Consider the following 20901-nt stretch of genomic DNA (forward strand, 5'->3'; position numbering starts at 1 on the left):
CGGGGCGGGAGTGCGGGAGCGCGCCGCTCCGGAGTTGATCATTTCCGCTGCGCGTTGTCAGGGGGTCCTGCGATGCTCGAACGCCTTGACGGCGCCGGCCTTGCGAAGGGGAGACGACATGTCCACCGATCTGTACGGTGCGCGGGTGATGGCTGTCGCCGCCGACCGGATGAGCGTACGGATGCGCGTGTTCGTCGTGTACTACGAGGTCGCGCAGCGCGGCGCTCTGGCTCTTCCGGACGATCCGGCGTTCTTCCTGCGGTTGCTGTCGGATTGGGCCACGGACCCGCGGCGCGAGGACTCGGGCGACCGGCCCCTCGCGGAGATCGAACTCGACCAACTGCTCGACGAGGGCTGGATGGCCGAACACGCCGCGGAGTATGTGCGGCAGGTCGACCGCGTGGCCGAGCGCAACGCGGTGCCGACCGCCGAGGACTGGGAGCACCTGAGCGACTTCTACTACGAGAGGCATGGAGGCTGGCTCGACGAACACCGGCTCGTCCAGGCCGATTACGTAGTACGGGTGACCGATCCGCGCCATCTCGCGGGCGTGGAGCCGGGCCATGGCCGGGCCACCGTCTGGTATCCGAGCCCCGACATACGAGTGCGGTCCGATGACGGTCCGTACGTCCCCCGGTTCTCCGAGCCGGTCGCCGTCATCGTGCCGTTCGCCGACCGCACCGATGGCGGACAGTTCGCATGCGACCTGGCCTTCTCCGATGACGGGCGCTATCTCGCGGTCGCTGGTCAGCGAGGCGACGTGCGGGTGTACGACACCGGTGACTGGACGGAGCGAGCCCGCTTCGGCACACCGCACGACCTCATCGGCCCCAGTTTGATGTGGGTACCCGGCCGTCACGTGATCACGGCCCGGCCGCCGGTCGAATACGAGCCTCAGGTGGCTTGGGACGTCGACGCCGGTACCGGGACCGACGTGCCCGTCGAGTTCGGATTCCATCGCTCACGTACCGGGCGGCACCGGGTCGAGTACGGCATGGGGCCCGGAGTCGAGTTCGTCAGCGCGCCGTTCACCCCGGACCGTACGGTGCTGCTCGGGCTCGACGCGGAGGCCGACGCGAGCGACGAGCCACCCGCCGCCGAGGCGATCCGCTTCAGCGCGGACGAGTCCCGGATGTTCGCCCTCGACATCGAGGAGGAGCACACGAGGTTCTCGATGCTCGACCCGGACACCGGCCGCTTCCTGGGCGTCGCCGGCACCTCGGCCGAGATGGTCATGGACTTCGCGGTGAGCCCGGACGGTGCGTACCTGGCGATCGCCGAGCAGACGGAGCCGTACGTGGTCGAGCCCACCATCCGCCGGGTCGCCGACGGCGGCGAACTCGTTCTCAGAGCGGGCCTCGGCCGGCTCACCAACAAGGTCGACTGGTCGCCGGACGGCCGGCTGCTCGCCGTCGACCTGCACAATCCGCCGGGCGATGACTCGCCGAGCGAGCTACGGATCTTCCCCGTCGGGGTACTTAACGAGGGAGCGGAGGCGTGGCCGGAGGGCGGCACGGCCAGGGCCGGCGCGCGGTCTCAGGTGATCGGCCGTCACTTCGCCGAAGTCGCGCCGGGCGAGGGAGCGGAGGCGTGGCCGGAGGGCGGCACGGCCAGGGCCGGCGCGCGGTCTCAGGTGATCGGCCGTCACGTCCCCGACGTCGCGCCGGGCGAGGAGCGGGATCCCCTGGCCGACGGTGCCGGTGGCGAGGCCGTCGAGCGGCTGCGGCGGGTGGCGGCGGGCGAGGACTCGTCGGCCGGACCGTGGGCCGCGGTGGCACTGAGCCGGTTCGATGGCGCCGCCGGAGAGGCCGCCCCGATCACTCGCGGAATGGCCGCCGAGAACGCCGGTGAGAGCGCCGCCGCACGCGCGATCTACGAGTCCCAGACCGGTCCTGCGGCCGCTCTCGCGAAAGCACTGCTCGGGCGGCTACTCGCCGAAGCCTCCGATGCCGATGGTGACGCCGACGCCGACGCGCGCGCCGAAGCCCTGGACACCGGTGGTGACGCCGATGCCGATGCCGATGGTGACGGCAGTGCCGGAGCCGACGCCGATGCCCGCCCCGGTGCCGGCGCCCGTGCCGACGCTGTCGCCGACACCGACGGCGACGGTGATGGCGACGGTGATGGCGATGCGCGGCGTGCGCGGGAGCTCCTCGCCGAGGCGCAGGACTCCGCCGACCCGCTGGCCTCGTCTTATGCCGGATACGTGCTCGGCGGGATGCTGATCGCCTCCGGTGAGGCCCGGACGGCCGAGGCGGTGCTCCGCCGCGCCTGCGACACCGCCCTGCGAACCCGCGAGAGTTCGTACGGGCTGCTGCCCTGGATCGCCGTACGGCTCGGTGAACTGCTGGCCGAGCGGGAGGCCGGGCTCGAAGAGATCCGTGAGGCGTTCGCGCTCGCCCAGCCGTTGCGCGAGATCGCCGATCCCGGCCTCGCCACCGTCGGCCTCGGCGTGCTCGACGCGAATCCGTACGCGGTGCGGGGCGCTCTGGAGTGGCTGCGTGCCTGGAGCGGCGAGCGTCACGCCCACGGCTGCCGACTGGCCACCCGGCTCGGCGCCCGGATCGTGGAGGACTCCGATGATCCATCCGGCCATCCGCTGGCCGACCTGCTGCGGGAGCTGGACGGCTCTTCGGAGTCCGCGGCGTATGCGCTGTGGCTGACGGCGCGGGAACGTCGGCGCGCGGGTGGCTGGAACGGCGCCCTGCGGGCGTGGGCTGACGTGGCCGACACGGGCCTGCTGCCGTATGCGCGGTGGGCCGGCACCTGCCAGGCCGTGCTGCTGACCGTCCGGGGCGACGAGCCGGGAGCGCGGCACGCCCTGCGCCACGGCCGTGACGACCGGTTGATCGTGGAGATCGCCGACGCCCTCCGCGAAGCGGAACGGAACGACGACGCGATGACCGCCTACACGATGGCCACCGAGGGCGACGATCCGCGCGCGGTGGGCCGCGCGTGGCTGGGCCTCGGCCACGTCCACTTCGCGGACGGCGAGTTCGAGGACGCCGCCGTGGCGTACCGGAACGCACGGCGGCTGGCGGAAGGCCCGCACGCGACCAACGCGGCGTACAACCTGTCCACCGTCCTCACCAAGCTGGGTGACACCGAGGGCGCGACCGAGGCGGCCCGGGACGCCCATCGGCGCGCGGAGGCGGCCGGCGACCCGCCACGCGGCCGGGCTCGTACCGCGCAACGGCTCGGCGACATGCTCCGTCACCGGCGCGACTGGGCCGGGGCCCGGGACGCGTACCAGGCCGCCGTCGACGCCTGGCGTGAGCAGTGGAACGAGGAGTACCCGTTCGACGCCCGGTGGGCCCTGCTGCACCTGGCCCAGGTCCAGGGACTCCTCGGGGAGCGTGACTCCTCCCGGCGGATCCTGCGAAAGCTGCTGAAGAGGTTCGCCAAGCCTCGGGACGAAGAGCAGAAGGAGATCGCCGTGATCGCCGCGTTGGCGATGGCGCTCGACGCCAAACATCAGCGTGATCTCAAGACGGCCAGGCCATGGTTCACCAGAGTGATCGACTCAGGTGACGCCAACCATGTTCCCACCGCGCTGGCCCACCTGGCCGAGTTGCACTACTGGCTGGGGGACAAGGCCGAGGCGGCCCGCCACTACGAGCGGGTCCTGGAGCTGAGCGACAAACCCGATTATGTCGCCGAGGCCGCGTACCGGCTGGGCGAGCATCTCGCGGAGACAGGAGATCACGCCCGCGCCATCGAGCTGATGAACCGCACGCTGGCCGTCGGATTCCCCGCCTTCGATGCCGACGCCGGGCGACTGCTCGCCCGGCTGCGTACGTCGTAGCGGCAGCACCGGCCGAACCGCCGCCCTGAACCGGCGACGGGTCCGGAGGAACGGCCCCTCGGCGGGGCGCCTGTGGCCTCTGGAGGGCGGTGGTGCCGCGCGGGTTGGGGAGGCTCTGGGGTGTGCGGTGGTGCCGCGTCGGTTCAGGCAGCTCTGGAGGGCTGCGGTGCCGCGCCGGTTGGGGCGGCTCTGGAGGGCTGTGGTGCGGTGCTGGTTCAGGCTGCTCTGGAGGGCTGCGGTGCCGCGCCGTCCTACGCGCTCGTACGCTGCCGGGATTCGGCCAGGCGCAGCGCCAGCCGCGGGCACAGGGAGACCGCCCGGCGGGCGTTCGCCTGCCGACCGGGTCCGACCCGGGCGTCCTCGATGATCGGATACCCCCACTCGTCGAGAGTGGCCAGCTCGGGCAGGATCTCCGCGCACAAGCCGGCGCCGTCACAGGCGATGCGGTCGATTCGCAGTTCCATGGTGCTCAACTCGCCCTCCGGTACGTCAGGGTCTCAACGCAGTGACCGTGCAGGTGGGCCTCCACCTCGTCGGCGAAGACGCGCAGCGCGCTACCGGTCAGCCGGGCGACACCGTCGGGATGGGCGCATCCGCCTCGCCCCGGCAGCAGCCCCGTCCGCGCGCGCAGCCGGTCCACGTCGGCGCGCGTCGCTCGGCCGTCGGCGAGGAGCGCCAGGTCCCCGGCGACCGCCGGCAGCCCGAACAGGCACGGTCCGCACTGCCGGGCGCCCTGCCCCGCCGTCCAGCCCGCGACCGCGGCGGTGCGGCGCAGGCCGCAGGCCCCGTACGGGAGTGCCGACACGATTCCCGCGCCGAGGGCCGCGCCCGCGGCCTGGAGCGGCTCGGGTGCCAGCGGGAGTTCCCGAGCCCGGTCGCCCGGCAGCCATGCGCCGCCGTACCCGCCGAGGAGGACGGCCGGTGTCGGCCCCGTCACCGCGCCCGCCAGCGTGCCGACGGGGACCTCGAGCACTCGGATGTCCGGGTCCGAGACGCTGACCAGCATGGTTCCGGGAGCATCGGCGGTGCCCACCGACCGGAACCAGGTCGCTCCGTGGCGGGCGATCAGCGCGAGGTGCGCGAACGTCTCGGCGTTGCTCACGAGGGTGGCCCGGCCGCTGACCCCCTGCTCGTAGGGCCGTTTCGTGGTGGGGATCGCCGGGCCGCCGCCGATCCAGCCCACCAGCGCGCTCTCCTGGCCGGACAGGAAGCGGTCCGGCCCCTCGACCACCTCGATCAGCACCGGGTCGATGCCCCGGCGGGCGCGCTCGGCCACGACGCCCCGCAGCACCGACCCTAGATCGCCCGTGGGCACGGCGTCGGTGCTCCGGTGGGCGTGTTCGGTCATGGCGTTCCGCAGTACCGGGCCCCCGCCGCCCACCGGCACCGCCAGGACGATGCGGTCCGCGCCGACCGTCTCCGCGGCCAGGGTCGCCCCGTCCAGGACCAGGTGAGGCGCGACCGCCAGCAGCCGTGCGTCCTTGGCGCTCAGCGGCTCGCCCTCCATGGCGTTCACCACCACCACGGGCGGCCGGGAACGAGCCGCCGCGGCCACCGCCGTCAGCTTCCGCGCGGTGGGGAACCAGCCGCCGCCACGCCCCCGGAGGCCGGAGGCGGCGATCTCCTCGGCAAGCGGTCCCAGCGAGCCCGGCCGGGCCGGGCCGCGCAGCGGCAGGTCGCCGTGCCGGGTGAGGTGTCGGCCCAGGTCCGGGCCGGTCACGGTCAGCAGTCGCTCCGTCATCGTGGTCCTCCGTAGGTGGGAGCGGCGGCCGACGCGGGCCGCTGGGCAGGATCGGGCCGCATGCCGGCGGCGTCCGGTTTGATCCGGGCAGCGTGTCCTGCCGTGGCGGTGTGTCCTGCTGTGGTCGTGTGGGCGGCCATGGTGGTGTGTTCGGCCATGGCAGCGTGTCCTGCCGCGGTCGTGTGACCGGCCATGATGGTGTGGTCGGCCACGGTGGCGTGTTCCGCCAGGACGGCTGGTCCGGCCATGGCGGCGCGCTTGACGGTGGCGGCCTTCCGGGCCGTGGTGGCGCGGATCAGCGCGGCCGCCGCGACGGCAGTCGTGCAGCCGACGGCGAGCGCGAGCACGAGTGTGTCGTCCGTGCCGATTCCCAGCCCGTGGACCAGCGCTACCGGCCAGGACGCGTACGCCAGCCAGTGCACGGCCCGCCAGGTGCGCAGCCCGAGCCGGACTCGCAGCAGGCTCGTGACCACCAAGGCGATCATCAGGTCGAGCGCGACCGACCCGAGCCCGACCCAGAAGGGCCGGTACGCGGAGACGAAGGGGACGACCGCGTCGACCCACCGGATCGCGACGTACGAGTCGATCACGCTCGTCGCCACGTGCAGCGCGATGAGGACCACCGACAGCAGCGACAGCGAACGGTGCAGCGCGGTTACCACATACGACGCGCGGCGCGCTCCCGCAGAACGCCGCCCGGAGCCTCCCGTCCGTGGGTTTCCCGCGCGCGAGGCCTGCGCTCCCGGGTCGCCTGCCCGCGAGCCGGCCGTCGGTGGATTCCCCATTCGCGGGCCGCGCGCGGTGCGGGCCGCGACGAGTAGGCCGAGCACCGTCACGGCCGTGAGCAGCACCATCGACACCAGGCCGAACGCCCGGGTGGCGTACCAGAGGGCCATCACCCGGCCACCTTCACGCCGGGGCGCTCGCTGTGGTCGTCCGGCCAGCCGACGATCGTGTGCACCCAGCCGTCGGCGTGGACGAGCCGCGACGGCAGCCCGTGCCGGGCCAGCCAGCCGCCCGCCCCATGGCCGCGCACGAGGGCGGCGGTGCTGGCGGTGTTGGCGTCGACGCAGGTCCCCGCCGACACCGAGACGGTGCGCCACGGGCCTCGGACCGGCATGCCGGTTCGAGGGTCGACGATGTGCGTGACCGTACGGCCGTCCGCCATGCGGCGGGTCCGGACCGCGAGGCTGGAGGTGGCCAGCCCGCCTGGCGCGCGGAGCGTGATGTCCTGACCGGGCGGCAGGCCCCCGTCCGACCTCAGCCGGTGGTCGTCCGCCACGCGGACCGGCCAGCCGTTCACCGGTACGGGCCCGGCGACCGCGATGTCGCCGGCCAGCGCGACGAGCACACCGCAGCCCGCCGCCGCGCTCGCCTCGGCGGCCGCCCGGTCGGCGGCGAACGCCTTGCCGACGGCGCCGAAGTCCAAGGTGAGCCCGCGCGGCACCGACACGGTCGTGGACGCCGGGATGATCTCGATCGACCGCCAGTCCTTGCCGGTCGGCACGGCGAACCCTGGTCCCAGCCGGGACCGCCCGGCCTCCGCGCCGGCGCGGAATGCGGCGATGTCGTTCGGGCGGGTGTCTTCGGTTCCCGCCGACTGTCCGGTCTCTGTGTTGGTGCGGAAGGCGGGCGCGTTGTTCGGACTGGCGTCTTCGGTCCTCGGCGATCGTCCGGTCTCTGTGCCGGTGCGGAAGGCGGCGACGTCGTTGGGGCGGGTGATCTCGGTCCCCACCGACAGCCCGACGGCTCCCGCCGATCGCCCGACGGCGGTCGGGTCGACCAGTCCGCCGGTGAGCTCGGCGGCCCGCAGCGCCGCCTGCAGCACCTCCAAGAATGTCGTGCTGACCCGCACGGCGTATCCGGAGCCGGCGTTCACTCGGGCCAGGTCCGAATCGTCGCGGTAGGCGCTGCAGGCGGCGTCGACGTCCCGGATCACCCGGTCGACGGCCGCGCGGGCGACGGCCAGGCGGTCCGGCTCGGTGACCGCGACGGTCGCCGAGCCGCCCCACAGCGGGAAGGTCTCCTGCGCGGTGCTCATCACGATCCTCCCGAGGTGACGGTGCCGGATCCGTTCGACGAACCCGATCCGGGCGCCTGCGTGGGCTGGGTGAGCCCGGTGCCGGATCCGGAGTCCGTCGTGCTGCTCGAGCCGGACGAGCCGCCGGTCGTGCCCGAGTCAGATCCCGTGCTCGTCGTGGTCCCGGCCTTCGTCTGCGAGTCGGCCTGCGTGACGCCGAAGACGGCCGCCAGCCCGGCGGCCACGGTCAGCGAACCGGCCGAGGCCCAGACGGTGATGCGGCGGACCAGGGACACGCGTTGGTCCCGGCGACCGCCGTCCTCCCACCTTTCCATTTCTTCTCCTCCGATCTCTCGCGGTACTTCAGATGCTCGGCGGTGAACGTGAGAGCGGGATGAGCCGCCGGATCAACGTGTCTGAGAAAGGTCGTAGACCGTGATGCCGCCGACGGTCTTGGCGGTGTAGTGCTGCTGCACCCAGGTCGCGATCTGCTGGGCGTCGTCGCTGCCACTGGAGTTTCCGCCGCGCATCATGCCTATGCCCGACCCGCCGATGAAGTAGTGGATCCTTCCGGCGGCGACGTACTGCTGGAACCGCTGCAGGCTCGGCGCCGGGTCGGTGCCGTTGAACCCGCCGAGCGCCATGATCGGCGCGCCGGTCGCCAGCTGGTATCCGGAGGCGTTGTTGGACCCGACCGTTGCCGCGACCCAGGTGTACGAGCGCGCGTTCTGCTTGAGCAAGGCGGTCAGCGCGGCGCTCGGGGTGGTGGCGTTCAGCAGCCCACCGGGACCGCCCATGCCACCGGGCCTCCCGGTCGAACCCGGTCCGCCCATGCCGCCTCCGGCACCGCCGGGCGCCTGCGGCATGCCGCCGGTGCCGCCCTGCCCGCCCCTGGTGAACCCGCCTCCGGGGAAGCCGCCCCTCGCCTGTCCGTTCCCAACCTGGCCGCCTCCGGGGAACCCGCCCCCGGGGAACCGGTTCTGTCGTCCACCGCCGAAGCCGCCGCGCGCGCCGGGGCCGCCCCGGCGGCCGCCGAATCCGGGCATCCCGCCGGGCCCTCCGGACGACGGTCCCGCCGTGGGGATCGCTCCGGTATGCGGCGTGTCCGCCGTCTCGACGGCGTACGCGGCCGGGCCGGCGATCGACGTCAGGGCGGCGACGGCCACGGCCGCTCCGATGAGCCGGCGCGGGGCGCGGCCGACAGAGGCGAGCAGCGCAGCGGCGAGCAGGCCGCCGACCAGCACGACGATCCGCAGCCACGGCAGGAAGTCCGGGCTGCGGCCGAGCAGGACGTACGACCACCACGCGGTCAGTGCGACGGCGCCGGCCAGGGGCACGGCGGCGGCCGGCCGGCGCCGCTCGCGCCACAGCGTCGCCGCGCCCATGCCGGTGAGCGCCGCGACCGCCGGGGCCAGCGCGATCGTGTAGTAGCCGTGGAAGATCCCCTGCATGAAGCTGAACACCAGGCCGGTGACCAGCAGCCAGCCGCCCCACAGCGCGAACCCGGCGAACTCCCTCCGGCGGTCCCGCCCCCACGTCAGCGCGACACCGGCGACCAACAGGACCAGGGCGGCGGGCAGCAGCCAGGCGATCTGCCCGCCGAGCTCCGCGTCGAACATCCGCATCCATCCGGCGTCCTGGTTCAGGTTGCCGAGGCCGCCGGTCTCGTTGCCGTTCAGGCGGCCGAGGCCGTTGTAGCCGAGCGCCAGTTCCAGCACGCTGTCGTGCTGTGAGCCGCCGATGTACGGGCGGGAGCCCGCCGGCACGAGAGCGACGATCGCGACCCACCAACCGGCCGCCACGACCAGCGCCACGCCGGCGAGCAGCAGCTGCCGGACCCGCCGCCAGATCGGCGCGGGTGCCAGCAGCAGGTAGACCAGCGCGAACGCGGGCACGACCAGGAATGCCTGCATCATCTTGGCCAGGAAAGCGAGCCCCACACAGGAGGCGGCGATCACCAGCCAGTGCGTGCTCGCGTTCTCCAGCGCTCGCACCAGCCCGTACGCGCCGAGGGTGAGCAGCAGCACGAGCAGCGCGTCCGGGTTGTTGAAGCGGAACATCAGCGCGGCCACCGGGGTGGTCGCGAGGACCGCGCCGGCCAGCAGCGCCCCGCCGATCGCGACCCGGTCACCGCGTCCGCCGATCGCAACCCGGTCACCGCGTCCGCCGATCGCAACCCGGTCACCGCGTCCGCTGGTTTCGACCCGTTCACCGGGGCTGCCGGTCTCGACCCGCCCGTCGGGTCCTCCGGTCGGCGGCCACTCACGGCGCCCGCCGGCCGCGACTCGCTCGTTGGACCCGCCGGCCGCGACTCGCTCGTCGGACCCGCTGGTCTCGACCCGTTCGCCGGGGCCGCTGGTCTCGACCCGTTCGCCGTGTCCTCCGGTCGGCACCCACTCGCCGTGCTCGCCGGTCGCGATCTGGTCACCGCGTTCGGCGGTCCGCACCCGTTCGCCGCGGCGGCCGAGGGAACGCCGGACCGCCGCGTACAGCACCCCGACGGTCGCTACCCCCATGAGGGCCTGCGGCACCAGGATGCTCCAGGCGTTCACGCCGAATATGCGGGCGGACAGCTCCATCGGCCACAGTGCCATCGGCGTCTTGTCGACGGTGATGAAGTTCGCCGCGTCGGAGGAACCGAAGAAGAAGGCCTTCCAGCTGCGCGTTCCGGCCTGGACGGCCGCCGAGTAGAAGGAGTTGGCCCAGCCGGAGGCACCGAGCCCCCATACGTACAGCACCGCCGTCGCGGCGAGTAGTCCGAGCAGTGCCGGGCGCGCCCAGGCCGGGTCGGCGGCGTCGCCGCGGAGCAACCGGCGCGCCGGGTTGGTGCTCCGGGAGGCCGAGGCGCCCTGCTCGGGGTCGGCCTGCCAGGGTGGTCCGGTCATCGATGTCATGACTCGACGGTCGGCGGCGGACGTTGGGGGTCCCTGAGCCGACGATGAAAGCCGGGTGAGAATTCGCCCAAGGCGGCGTCGGCCGGTCACCGGCCGTGGTTCGTGCCTGATGAGGAGAGCGGGCGAGCGCTCGGTGATGCCGGGTGGCCACCGGGTGGCCTCCGGGCCGCATCCGACTGCTCGCGAACGGGCGTGAAAGCCGTCTTGTCAGTGTCATCCCGATCATCAACAATCGAGGAACCGCGCCGGTGGTCCGGGTAGGCGTACTTCTCGCAGGAGCCACGCTTTCCACCGTCGTGAGCACCTGTCACGCCTACCCACCTTGGGGGTTCCGTGAGACACTCACGCCCTGTCGGCACGCCGTTCGAGACCCAGACTTCGATCAACCGGAGAACGCTCCTGCGCGCGGGCGCCGCCGTCGTCGGTGGGTCGATGCTCGGCGCGGTGGGGCTGCCCAGAACAGCCCGGGCAGCCCTGGCCGCGCGGACCGACGCCGGAGTCTCCGTCTACGCGTTCCCGCTCTCGGCGGTGACCCTGCTGAGCGGTCCGTTCCAGCAGAACATGGCCCGAACGCAGGCGTACCTGAACTTCGTCGACGCCGACCGGCTCCTGCACACCTTCCGCCTCAACTACGGCCTGTCCTCGAGCGCGCAGCCGTGCGGCGGCTGGGAGGCGCCCGACGTGGAGCTGCGCGGGCACTCGACCGGGCATCTGCTCAGCGCCCTCGCCCAGTCGTACGCCAACACCGGCGCGTCCTCGTTCAAGACCAAGGGGGACTACATCGTGGGCGCGCTGGCCACCTGCCAGGCACGCGCCACGGCGGCCGGGTACAACAGCGGCTTCCTGGCCGCCTACCCGGAGAGCTTCATCGACCGGGTCGAGACCCGCCAGAACGTCTGGGCGCCGTACTACACGCTGCACAAGATCATGGCGGGCCTGCTCGACCAGTACCTGCTCGCGGGCAACGGGCAGGCGCTGACCGTCCTGAAGGCCATGGCCGCATGGGTCAAGTTCCGCATGGGCCGGCTCAGTTACAGCCAGCAGCAGAGCATGCTCGACACGGAGTTCGGCGGCATGAACGAGGTCCTGGCCAACCTGTATCAGGTGACCGGCGATCCGGACCATCTGACGACCGCCAAGTACTTCGACCACGCGCGGATGTTCGACCCGCTCGCCGCCGACAGCGACCAGCTGGCGGGCTTCCACGCCAACACCCAGATCCCCAAGATGCTCGGGGCGATCCGGGAGTACCACGCGACGGGCACGACGCGGTACCACGACATCGCAACCAACTTCTGGGACATCGTCGTCGGGCATCACACGTACGTCATCGGCGGGAACTCCAACGGTGAGTACTTCCAGCAGCCGGACGCCATCGCCGGTCAGCTCTCCGACACCACCTGCGAGGTCTGCAACAGCTACAACATGCTCAAGCTGACCCGTCAGCTCTTCTTCACCGACCCGTCGCGCACCGACTACGTCGACTATTACGAGCGCACTCTCTGGAATCAGATGCTCGGCGAGCAGGACCCGAACTCCTCGCACGGGTTCGTCACGTACTACACGCCGCTGCGCCCCGGCGGGATCAAGACCTACAGCAACGACTACGACGACTTCACGTGCGATCACGGCACCGGGATGGAGACGCACACGAAGTTCGCCGACAGCATCTACTTCTACAGCGGCAGCACGCTGTACGTGAACCTCTTCGTCGCCTCGACGCTGAACTGGGCGGCCCAGGGGGTCACGATCCGGCAGGACACCACCTTCCCGGAGGCCGCGTCGACGAAGCTGACCGTCACCGGCTCCGGCACGTTCACCATGAAGATCCGGGTCCCCGGCTGGGCCGCGGGCGCGGCGCTGACGGTCAACGGCGCGACTGTCAGTGCCAGTCCGGGCGGGTACGCGACGATCACCCGGACCTGGTCGTCCGGGGACGTGGTGAACCTGACGCTCCCGATGGCGCTCAGCTTCCCCGCCGCTCCCGACAGCGCCACCACCCAGGCCGTGAAGATCGGGCCGATCGTCCTCGCGGGCGCGTACGGCTCGACCGACCTGTCGGCGCTGCCGACGCTCACCCCGTCCAGCGTGAAGGCGACGAGCACACCGCTGCAGTACACGGCGACGGCGAGCACCGGGACCGTCACGCTGCTGCCGTTCTACAAGATGCACCACCAGCGCTACACGGTCTACTGGACCGTCTCCAAGCCGCTGCCGGAGCTGGTCGCCTGGTACAAGTTCGACGAGACCGGCGGGACGTCGGCCCAGGACTCCAGCGGCAACGGCAAGACGGCCACGCTGGCCGGCGGCACGACCTGGACGACGGGGCACAGCGGGAACGCGGTCGGCCTCGACGGCTCCTCCGGGTACGTCACGCTGCCCGCCGGCATCCTGGCCGGCGCGGCCGCCTGCACCGTCGCCGCCTGGGTGCGCCTGAACACGAACAGCGCGTGGGCCCGGGTGTTCGACTTCGGCGGCGACACCACGACCAACATGTTCCTCACTCCGCAGAGCGGCGACGGCACCGCGAGGTTCGCCATCACGACGTCGGGTGCGGGCGGCGAGCAGCAGATCAACGCCCCGGCGGCGCTGCCGACCGGTGCCTGGACGCACGTCGCCGTCACCCTCGACGGCGGTGTCGGGGTGCTCTACGTCAACGGCGCCGAAGTGGCCCGCAACACGGCGATGTCCCTCACCCCGGGCGGCCTCGGCGGCACGGCCCAGAACCGCCTCGGCCGGTCCCAGTATTCGGACCCGTACCTGGACGGTGCAATCGACGACCTGCGCGTCTACAGCCGGGCTCTCTCAGCGTCCGAGATCGCCGGTCTCGCGCGGTGAGCGGGCGGCCGCCCGCGTGACCTGAACACGAGCCGGCCGCCGATCGGCGAAAGTACGCCGGCGTGCGGGCGCACCTGCCGCCGATCGGCGGCCGGCTCACTCGACCGGGCCGCGTACGGAGCCGACCGAGCCGATCCGGCGGCGGCGGCTCCGTCCAGAGGGGCTGTGACGGGCGGCCGCCGCCGCACGGAGTGGACCTGTGACGGAATCCAGCCGGTGCCCGGCCCGCGAGCGGCCGGGTACTCGCTCACGAGCCGGGCACACGTTTTCCTCTCCGCCTCCTCGGGAGGTACCGAAAACACCTAAAACGTTTTCGGTAACGTAAACACGCTGTACGGGCCGTGTCAACGCCGAGATTTCCGGGCCATACCGAAATGGGTTCACGGATCTTGCTGTGTCCGTGAAAGACCCTTGCCAGCCTCTGGACGATCATCAACAATTGGGGCACCTCCGCCGGTGGCCGGGTAGGCGCACTTTTCACGGACGGCGCCTCCACTGTCGTGAGTCCTCTGCCACGCCTACCCGTCATGGGGGTTCCGTGCGGCGCTCACGAGTCCTGTTCCAACTGTCCGCGGCCCTGCTCCTCACGACCGTGCCGTCCATCTCGAGTACGGCCGAGGCCGCGGTGTCCTTCTCCTCGACCGTCGTGAATCAGAACGGCGGTAACTGTATGGACGTGCCGTGGGGTACGTCCGACGACATCCAGCTCATCCAGTGGTCCTGTAATCAGGGGACGAATCAGAGCTTCACCTTCGCCCCGGTCTCCGGCACCACCGACCATTACACGATCAACACCGTGGCGGGTAAGTGCGCCGGGGTGTCGGGTGCCTCCACCGCCGATAACGCCACCGTGGGGCAGTCGGCCTGTAGCGGGGACAACAGTCAGAAGTTCCAGCTGGTGCCGGTCTCGGCGAGTGACAAGACGTTCAATCTCAAGGCCGTTCACTCCGGTAAGTGCATCGTGCCCTCGGGTGACTCCTCGGCCTCCAACACCGGCCTGGTCCAGTTGCCCTGTAGCTCGGCGACCTCCCGCGTCTGGCAGCTGCCGGACTACACGACCTCAGGCGGCGGCGGAGGCGGAGGGACCGGGACCTACGAGGGCTTCCCATCCCTGCCCGCCTACAACGTGTGCGGGAACTCCGGCCTCGGCAAGTCGTACGGGACGAACTTCCCCACCCCCAACGACCCGTACTCCCAGGGCTACTACAACACCAGCGCGCTCGGCTGGGACGGCAACTACTGGCCGGTGACGACCTTCCTGTCCGGGTCGTACTTCGCGCGCGGGGTCAACAGCACCTACAACTCGCAGTACTGCGGCGGGATGTACTCCTTCAGCGCCTACAACTACGGCGGCAACCACCCGGCGCAGTCGGTCCAGTGGACCATGGACAACGGCTACCTGCCCGCCCTGAAGACGCAGTTCACCAGCGGCTCGGTCACCATCGCCATCAAGAACTTCGCGAACAAGGTGACGCTGAACGGCAGCGCCTTCATGCTGATCTACACCCGGGTCTCGGTGACCAACAAGGGCTCGAGCTCGGTGACCGTGTCACCCGGCGGGTCCGGGCCCAACCTCGTACGGCTGACCAGTTCGTCGCTCGACACGGTCGCGGCGGGCGCGACCAACAACCACGACTTCGTGGCCGCGGTCGACAACTTCGGCAGCGGGGCGGCCTTCCCCAGCACGAGCACGCTGTCCTCCAGCGCGCCGAACTACGACACCGCCTACAGCCAGATGTCCTCGTACTGGAACGGCCGGCTGGGCGAGCTGAACACCTTCTCGCTGCCCAACGTCAGCCTGCCGAACACCGGCAACCTGGCCAACCCCGGCACGGCGATGACCAACGCGTACAAGGCGGCCACGGCGTACAACCTGATCATGCAGGTGGGCAAGGCGCAGTTCTCGGCCGCCAACAACTACGCCTACATCCTCAACCACGACGTGCCCGGCGAGCTCATCGCCAAGCTGTCGACCGGTGACTTCCACGACGCGCAGAACCTCCTGCTCACCGCCCGGATCTCCGAGACGTCGGGCTGGGACGAGAAGGGCGCGAACTGGTACTGGGACGGGGTCTGGAAGACGCCGGAGATCTGGGCGATCTACCTGGCGAAGACGGGCGACACCTCGTTCGTCAACAGCTACTTCCACGACGACTCCGGCGGCTCGTCGAAGTGGGGCCCCAGCCTCTACACGATGATGCACAACTACTACCAGGGGCAGCTCGACTCCGACGGCACGCTGCAGACCAACTTCGACAACGACTCGACCGGCAAGTGGCTGTTCAGCAACTACTCGGCGCTGATCGGCCTCGCGTCCTACAAGTACATCGCGACCAGGCTCGGCCTGACCTCGGAGGCGACGTACGCGGACACCGCCTACACCAACCTGCTGAACGCGCTGAACAGGGTGGTCGGCAACAACGAGTCGGCCAACGGCTTCAACTACCTGCCGTGCGAGGTCGACAAGCCCAACAGCGCCAACCGCTGCAACACCTTCAACGACGCCAACTGGGCCTCGCCGGCCTGGGCGGGGCAGAACCAGTTCGACACCATGCTGATGGGCGGCCCGCTGAACGGCGTCATCGGCGACCCGGGCCAGATCGACCGGATGTACCAGTGGGGCTTCGCCCGGCTGTCCGCGCAGGGCTACCCCTATCCGACCTTCGGCGCCTTCAACGGCTACTCCACCGGCTACAACACCTTCTACGCGTCCGACGGCCTCTACGGCGACAAGTACCGCGACATGCCGATCACCAGCTACGCCTGGCAGCTGGCGACCACCACGGGCGGCCCGAACGCCTGGTGGGAGGCCAACGGCGACGGCCCGAGCTCGTCGAACCCGTGGGCCGGTAACCACGCGGGCCCGGAGTTCGGCGCCTGCCCGTACGCCTGGCCGCTCGCGGGCCAGCAGCTGGGCCTGCTGAACTCGATCGTCGCCGAAGGACTCGCGTCGTCGGGTTCGGGCCCGTACACCTACAGCCGGCCGCTCTACATCGGCCGCGGCATCCCCAACTCCTGGCTGGCGGCCGGGCAGACCGTCTCGGTGAGCAACCTGACCTCGTCGTACAACGTGAGCTCCGGCTCGCGCAGCACCTACGGGGTCTCGATCGCGGTCACGAACCCGGGCGCCCGGGTGATCACCGTGAACATCACCGGCACCCCGCCCGGCGGCACCGCCTACATCTCGCTGCCCGTCTTCTACGGCTCCTCGGTGACCTCGGTGAGCGGCGGAAGCTACAACTCGAGCACCCACACGGTGACGGCCACCGGAAACACGATCACCATCAACCTCAACAACTGAGCGACCGACGACCGCGACCGTGCCGGGCAGCGCTGCTGTCCCGGCACGATTCGCTGACTGGGCCTTTGGCGGCCTCCACTCCGGGCATAGGCTGACGAAACCGCTCGAAGAGGAGGAATGGCGCATCATGGCTCTGCTGGACGAGAAGACCTGGACGGCCTCGGTGTTCGGCGACGGCTGGTACGAGCCGTCCGGCGGAGAGGCGCCCGTCGTGGAGCCCGCGACCGGCGCCGAACTCGGGCGCACCGGCATCGCCGCGGGCGGCGACATCGCCCGGGCCGCGGCCGAGGCGGCCAAGGCCCAGCGCGGCTGGGCCGCCACCTCGTTCGAGGAGCGCGCGGCCGTGCTCCGCCGCGCCGGCCTGCTGTTCGAGCAGCACGCCGCCGAGATCGAGGAGTGGATCGTCCGCGAGACCGGCGCGATCCCGCCGAAGGCGGCCCTGGAGACCCACATCGCCGCACAGGAGTGCTACGAGGCGTCCGCGCTGGCCTCGCACACCCTCGGCGACGTCCTGCCGACCACCAAGAAGCGCCTCAGCCTCGCCCGCCGGGTGCCCGCCGGCGTCGTCGGGGTGATCGCGCCCTTCAACTTCCCGCTCATCCTCGGCATCCGTTCGGTCGCCCCGGCCCTCGCCCTCGGCAACTCCGTCGTGTTCAAGCCCGACCCTCGTACGGCGGTCTCGGGAGGCGTCGTCATCGCCCGCGTCCTCGAGGAGGCCGGACTGCCCGCCGGAGTCCTGCACATGCTGCCCGGCGGGGCCGAGGCCGGTGAGGCGCTCGTCGCCGACCCGTACGTCCGGGTCATCTCCTTCACCGGCTCCACCGCCGCCGGCCGCGCGGTCGGGGCGGCGGCGGGACGCCACCTCAAGCGCGCCCACCTGGAGCTCGGCGGCAACTCCGCCCTCATCGTCCTCGACGACGCCGACCTCGACCTGGCGGTGTCGGCCGCGGCGTTCGGCTCGTTCATGCATCAGGGCCAGATCTGCATGACCACCGGACGGCACCTCGTCCACGAGCGGATCGCCGGCGAGTACGTCGAGCGGCTCGCCGCCAAGGCCGACGGCCTGCCCGTCGGGAACCCCGCCACCGACCAGGTCGCCCTCGGCCCCATCATCGACGCGGGCCAGCGCAACCGGGTGCACACACTGGTCACGGCGAGCGTCGAGGCGGGCGCGCGCCTGGCCGCCGGCGGCACGTACGAGGGCCTGTTCTATCGCCCGACCGTCCTCGCCGACGTCACCCCGCAGACCCCGGCGTACGCGGACGAGGTCTTCGGGCCGGTCGCCCCCGTCAGCGTGTTCGGCTCGCCGGAGGAGGCGGTGGAACTGGCCGTCGGCACCGAGTACGGCCTGTCGCTCGGCATCCTCACCCGCGACGTCATGAAGGCCCTCGACCTCGCCGAGCGCATCCCCAGCGGCATCGTGCACATCAACGACCAGACCGTCGACGACGAGGCCGTCGCCCCGTTCGGCGGCGTCGGCGTGTCGGGCACGGGCTCGCGCTTCGGCGGCGCGGCGGCCAACATCGAGGCGTTCACCGAGACGCAGTGGGTCACCATGCAGGGCGACATCGCCCGCTACCCCTTCTGAGCGGCGACCGCGCGATTCACCACCCCCCGGTCACGGGGGGAAACCGCACGGGAAGCGCGGTCAGGGCCCGATGGAACGGGCCTGGCCGCCAGTCCAGCTCGGCGGCCGACACGGCCGGCTCCATCCCGGGCACCATGTCGAGCAGTCTCTCGATGGCCACCGTGGCGATGAGCTGCGCGGGCCGCTTGGCCGGACAGGCGTGCGGACCGGCGCCCCAAGCCAGGTGGGCACGGTTGCCGACCCTGCTGCCGGAAGCCGTGGACGGATCGGTGTTGGCGGCGGCGAAGCTGATGACCACCGGCTGGTCGGCGGGCAGGACGACCCCTCGGAACTCGACGTCCCGTTCGGGATAAGTGAAGGCGAAGTTCGCGATCGGGGGGTCCGTCCACAGGAGCTCGTCGAGCGCGTCCTCGATGAGTAGATCGCCGCCCCAGACGGCACCGGCGACCTGATCGCTCATCAGCATCAGCCGCAGGGTGTTGGCGATGAGGTTCTGCTCGGGCTCGGTGCCGCCTCCCATGAGAACGAGGACCTGGTGCAGTGCCTCCTCGTCCGTCAGACCTGCCGGATGGGCCAGGATCCGGGAGGTCAGATCCTGGTCGGGGCGCCAACGCTTGAGGGCGATGAGCTCGGCCACGCCGTGTGTCAGCTCGGCATCCCCCTGCCGGCTGTCGACGCCGTCGAAGATCTTCTTGTATCCGGAGGCGAGCCGCTCACCGAGGGCGGCCGGGCAGCCGAGAACCCGCCCGAGAACCATGAGCGGCAACGGCCGGGCGAACTGGCTGAGCAGGTCGGCCTCTCCCACGGAACGGAATGTTCGGACCAGGGCCTCGGCGCTGTCCTCGACGTGGGCGCGGAGCACATCGGGCTCGATGGCTCCCAGCCCATCGGTCACCGCCTGCCGGAGCCGCGAGTGGACCGGCCCGTCGGTGTACATGCAGTTCGGCCGATACATCATCAGTGGCAGGACGGGGCAGTTCTCGGGGACGCCTCGCTGCCAACGGCGTGGATCCTTGGGGAAGGTATGAGGGTCGCGCAGGACCTCCAGCGCGGCCGCGTATCCGATCACGAGCGTGGCGGGAACACCGGGTGCCAGCTCGACCGGTACCACGTCGCCGTATCGGCGAAGCCGCGCATACGTGCGTGCCGGGTCCGCAGCGAATTCCGGGTCGAAGAGCCGTGCGCGGACTGGGCGCGCGGGAGGACTCGGCGACAAGCTCTGTGTCGATTCTTCGGGAGAGGCGGCCACTCGTGACTCCTCGCTTTCAGGAGGGCGGGGGAGGGACTCCATCAGCTGGCAACTCGCTGCCGGGATCGCTGCGATCGCGTGACACGAGCGGCGCGGAACAGAGTGCCCGGCCGGATGAGGTCGTTGGGGTGGGTTCGCATGTGCGCCACCTGCAAGAAGCGCTGATTCATCTCCGTGTCGACGATGGACGCCCGCAATATAAGGTCGCTTATCCGGCGTGCGATCCGGTAACCGCGCGGGTAGGGCCCATTGACGTGTGGCAGTGCGAGGTCGTTGAGCGTGGACGTCTGCCAAGCGGCGTCGACGACTACCCGGACGAGTTCGAAATAGTCTCGGGCGGGTTTCGCCAACGATGTGACGGATCTCAGATAGGCCGACAGGCAGGACGCGTGCAGCGCGGCCGATGACATGCCCTGTCCATAGACGGGGTTGAAGGACGCCACGGCGTCGCCCACGGCGACCAGACCAGCGGGGAGGTTGCGAATCAGATGGAAATCACGTCGCCTGGAGTCAGCCTGTCGATAGGTCGCGACCGGGCCGATCATCTGGCATTTATCGGCCACCTCTGCGAACACCGGTGGTAGCCGTCGGCAACGCTCCCAGAAATCCTCGGGGTCGTTGGTCGGACGGTCGTCGGCGAATCCCGCCAATAGCATGGTCCAGCGGTCTCCTTCGACTGCGGTCAGTGCACTTACTCCGGCTCGGCGCCCGCCCTGTGGAAGAACGATCGCCTGTATGCTGGTGGCCCCGTGGGAATCGCAGCCTCGACGAAAGACCGCGGTGGCGTAATTGAGGTCGATTCCGATTCGCCGCATTTCCGGACGTTGCAGGCCGGCGCGCTCCAGCCAGTCGCTCAACCGGCTTGATCGGCCCATCGCATCGACCACCAGGTCGGCGGCCATGCTCTTGATTTCGTCGGCGGGCTCGCCGGCGAGGGTGCACCGCACACCGGAGACCCGGCCCCCGGTGAAGGCCAGGTCACGTACCTGCGCGCGGATGAAGTGGACGTTCGGCAGAGAAAGCGTCCTCGCGCGCACATGGACTTCCAAGAACGGACGGCTGGCGTTGATCATCTCATCGGACGCGGGAGCCTTGACGGTGCCGTTGACGTACATGCGGATCGCGTCGTCGCGGGAGAGCACGGCACCCGCCGCGATCAGGTCACGAGAGAATCCGGGGAACCAGCGGTCCATCTGTACCCGGCCCCCGTCCAGCAGCGCATGCACCTGCGTGCTCTGCGGCGCCCCTGGCCGCCCCGCGACCGTCGCCTCCAGGTCGTCCCGTTCGATGATCACAACCTCGGTGGCGTGTTCGCTCAGGACCCGCGCCGCGAGCAGGCCGGCGATGCTGCCGCCCATCACGACGGCGCGCCGCAGAACGACCCGGCTGTCGGCCGGTGGCTGTGAAGTACCGAGCTCCCGGAAGCGACGGGATGATTTCCTGCTCATTCGCGTGAGCTACCTCG

The 20901-nt window shown here is 71.0% G+C and carries 12 protein-coding genes; 4 read left to right on the forward strand and 8 right to left on the reverse strand.

Translation table 11 applies throughout. From position 1 onward, the window contains the following. Positions 1 to 118: 118 nt before the first annotated feature. On the forward strand, positions 119 to 3805 hold the full coding sequence (locus AB0I04_RS13800; RefSeq protein ID WP_360883416.1) for a tetratricopeptide repeat protein: 3687 nt from the start codon (positions 119 to 121) through the stop codon (positions 3803 to 3805). Between the two features lie 251 nt (positions 3806 to 4056). On the opposite strand, the gene AB0I04_RS13805 is transcribed toward AB0I04_RS13800, so the two are convergent. From AB0I04_RS13805 to AB0I04_RS13830, 6 genes are all read right to left on the reverse strand, one after another. Then, positions 4057 to 4269: a ferredoxin gene (locus tag AB0I04_RS13805; RefSeq protein ID WP_360883875.1), complete on the reverse strand. Its 213-nt coding sequence runs from the start codon at positions 4267 to 4269 to the stop codon at positions 4057 to 4059. 5 nt (positions 4270 to 4274) lie between these two features. Further along, positions 4275 to 5546, reverse strand: coding sequence for an NADH-ubiquinone oxidoreductase-F iron-sulfur binding region domain-containing protein (locus tag AB0I04_RS13810; protein WP_360883419.1), 1272 nt, complete (start codon positions 5544 to 5546; stop codon positions 4275 to 4277). Continuing rightward, positions 5543 to 6442 carry a ferric reductase-like transmembrane domain-containing protein gene (locus AB0I04_RS13815; protein WP_360883423.1) on the reverse strand — a complete coding sequence of 300 codons (900 nt, stop codon included), beginning with the start codon at positions 6440 to 6442 and terminating at the stop codon, positions 5543 to 5545. The genes AB0I04_RS13810 and AB0I04_RS13815 overlap by 4 nt, the downstream gene beginning before the upstream one ends. After that, complete coding sequence (locus AB0I04_RS13820; protein WP_360883426.1) at positions 6442 to 7587, reverse strand: FAD:protein FMN transferase; 1146 nt, start codon at positions 7585 to 7587, stop codon at positions 6442 to 6444. Before AB0I04_RS13820 ends, AB0I04_RS13815 begins: the two co-directional genes overlap by 1 nt. Then, positions 7587 to 7901, reverse strand: a complete 315-nt coding sequence (locus AB0I04_RS13825) for a hypothetical protein (protein ID WP_360883427.1) — start codon at positions 7899 to 7901, stop codon at positions 7587 to 7589. The genes AB0I04_RS13820 and AB0I04_RS13825 overlap by 1 nt, the downstream gene beginning before the upstream one ends. 72 nt (positions 7902 to 7973) lie before the next feature. Further along, positions 7974 to 10460: a glycosyltransferase family 39 protein gene (locus AB0I04_RS13830; protein WP_360883429.1), complete on the reverse strand. Its 2487-nt coding sequence runs from the start codon at positions 10458 to 10460 to the stop codon at positions 7974 to 7976. 333 nt (positions 10461 to 10793) lie between these two features. On the opposite strand from AB0I04_RS13830, the gene AB0I04_RS13835 reads away from it, so the two are divergent. From AB0I04_RS13835 to AB0I04_RS13845, 3 genes are all read left to right on the forward strand, one after another. Beyond that, complete coding sequence (locus AB0I04_RS13835) at positions 10794 to 13298, forward strand: beta-L-arabinofuranosidase domain-containing protein (RefSeq protein WP_360883432.1); 2505 nt, start codon at positions 10794 to 10796, stop codon at positions 13296 to 13298. A gap of 538 nt (positions 13299 to 13836) precedes the next feature. Continuing rightward, positions 13837 to 16599 (forward strand): RICIN domain-containing protein, encoded by a 2763-nt coding sequence (locus AB0I04_RS13840; RefSeq protein ID WP_360883434.1) that lies wholly within the window; start codon positions 13837 to 13839, stop codon positions 16597 to 16599. A 127-nt stretch (positions 16600 to 16726) separates the two neighbouring features. Further along, positions 16727 to 18187, forward strand: a complete 1461-nt coding sequence (locus AB0I04_RS13845) for a benzaldehyde dehydrogenase (protein ID WP_360883436.1) — start codon at positions 16727 to 16729, stop codon at positions 18185 to 18187. 16 nt (positions 18188 to 18203) lie between these two features. On the opposite strand, the gene AB0I04_RS13850 is transcribed toward AB0I04_RS13845, so the two are convergent. Further along, a complete protein-coding gene (locus AB0I04_RS13850) occupies positions 18204 to 19298 on the reverse strand; it encodes a cytochrome P450 (protein ID WP_360883439.1) in 1095 nt (364 codons plus the stop codon). 179 nt (positions 19299 to 19477) lie between these two features. After that, positions 19478 to 20884, reverse strand: coding sequence for a hypothetical protein (locus tag AB0I04_RS13855; RefSeq protein ID WP_360883443.1), 1407 nt, complete (start codon positions 20882 to 20884; stop codon positions 19478 to 19480). Positions 20885 to 20901 lie beyond the last annotated feature (17 nt).

It is taken from the genome of Actinoallomurus sp. NPDC050550 (assembly GCF_040655075.1).
In the GTDB taxonomy this organism is placed as follows: Bacteria; Actinomycetota; Actinomycetes; order Streptosporangiales; family Streptosporangiaceae; genus Actinoallomurus.

Bases quoted from the DNA above. Each gene is read 5' to 3' on its own strand.
- AB0I04_RS13845 (WP_360883436.1), top strand. From the start codon at position 16,727: ATGGCTCTGCTGGACGAGAAGACCTGGACGGCCTCGGTGTTCGGCGAC.
- AB0I04_RS13800 (WP_360883416.1), top strand. From the start codon at position 119: ATGTCCACCGATCTGTACGGTGCGCGGGTGATGGCTGTCGCCGCCGAC.
- AB0I04_RS13825 (WP_360883427.1), bottom strand. From the start codon at position 7,901: ATGGAAAGGTGGGAGGACGGCGGTCGCCGGGACCAACGCGTGTCCCTG.
- AB0I04_RS13810 (WP_360883419.1), bottom strand. From the start codon at position 5,546: ATGACGGAGCGACTGCTGACCGTGACCGGCCCGGACCTGGGCCGACAC.
- AB0I04_RS13805 (WP_360883875.1), bottom strand. From the start codon at position 4,269: ATGGAACTGCGAATCGACCGCATCGCCTGTGACGGCGCCGGCTTGTGC.
- AB0I04_RS13855 (WP_360883443.1), bottom strand. From the start codon at position 20,884: ATGAGCAGGAAATCATCCCGTCGCTTCCGGGAGCTCGGTACTTCACAG.
- AB0I04_RS13820 (WP_360883426.1), bottom strand. From the start codon at position 7,587: ATGAGCACCGCGCAGGAGACCTTCCCGCTGTGGGGCGGCTCGGCGACC.
- AB0I04_RS13830 (WP_360883429.1), bottom strand. From the start codon at position 10,460: ATGACATCGATGACCGGACCACCCTGGCAGGCCGACCCCGAGCAGGGC.
- AB0I04_RS13815 (WP_360883423.1), bottom strand. From the start codon at position 6,442: ATGGCCCTCTGGTACGCCACCCGGGCGTTCGGCCTGGTGTCGATGGTG.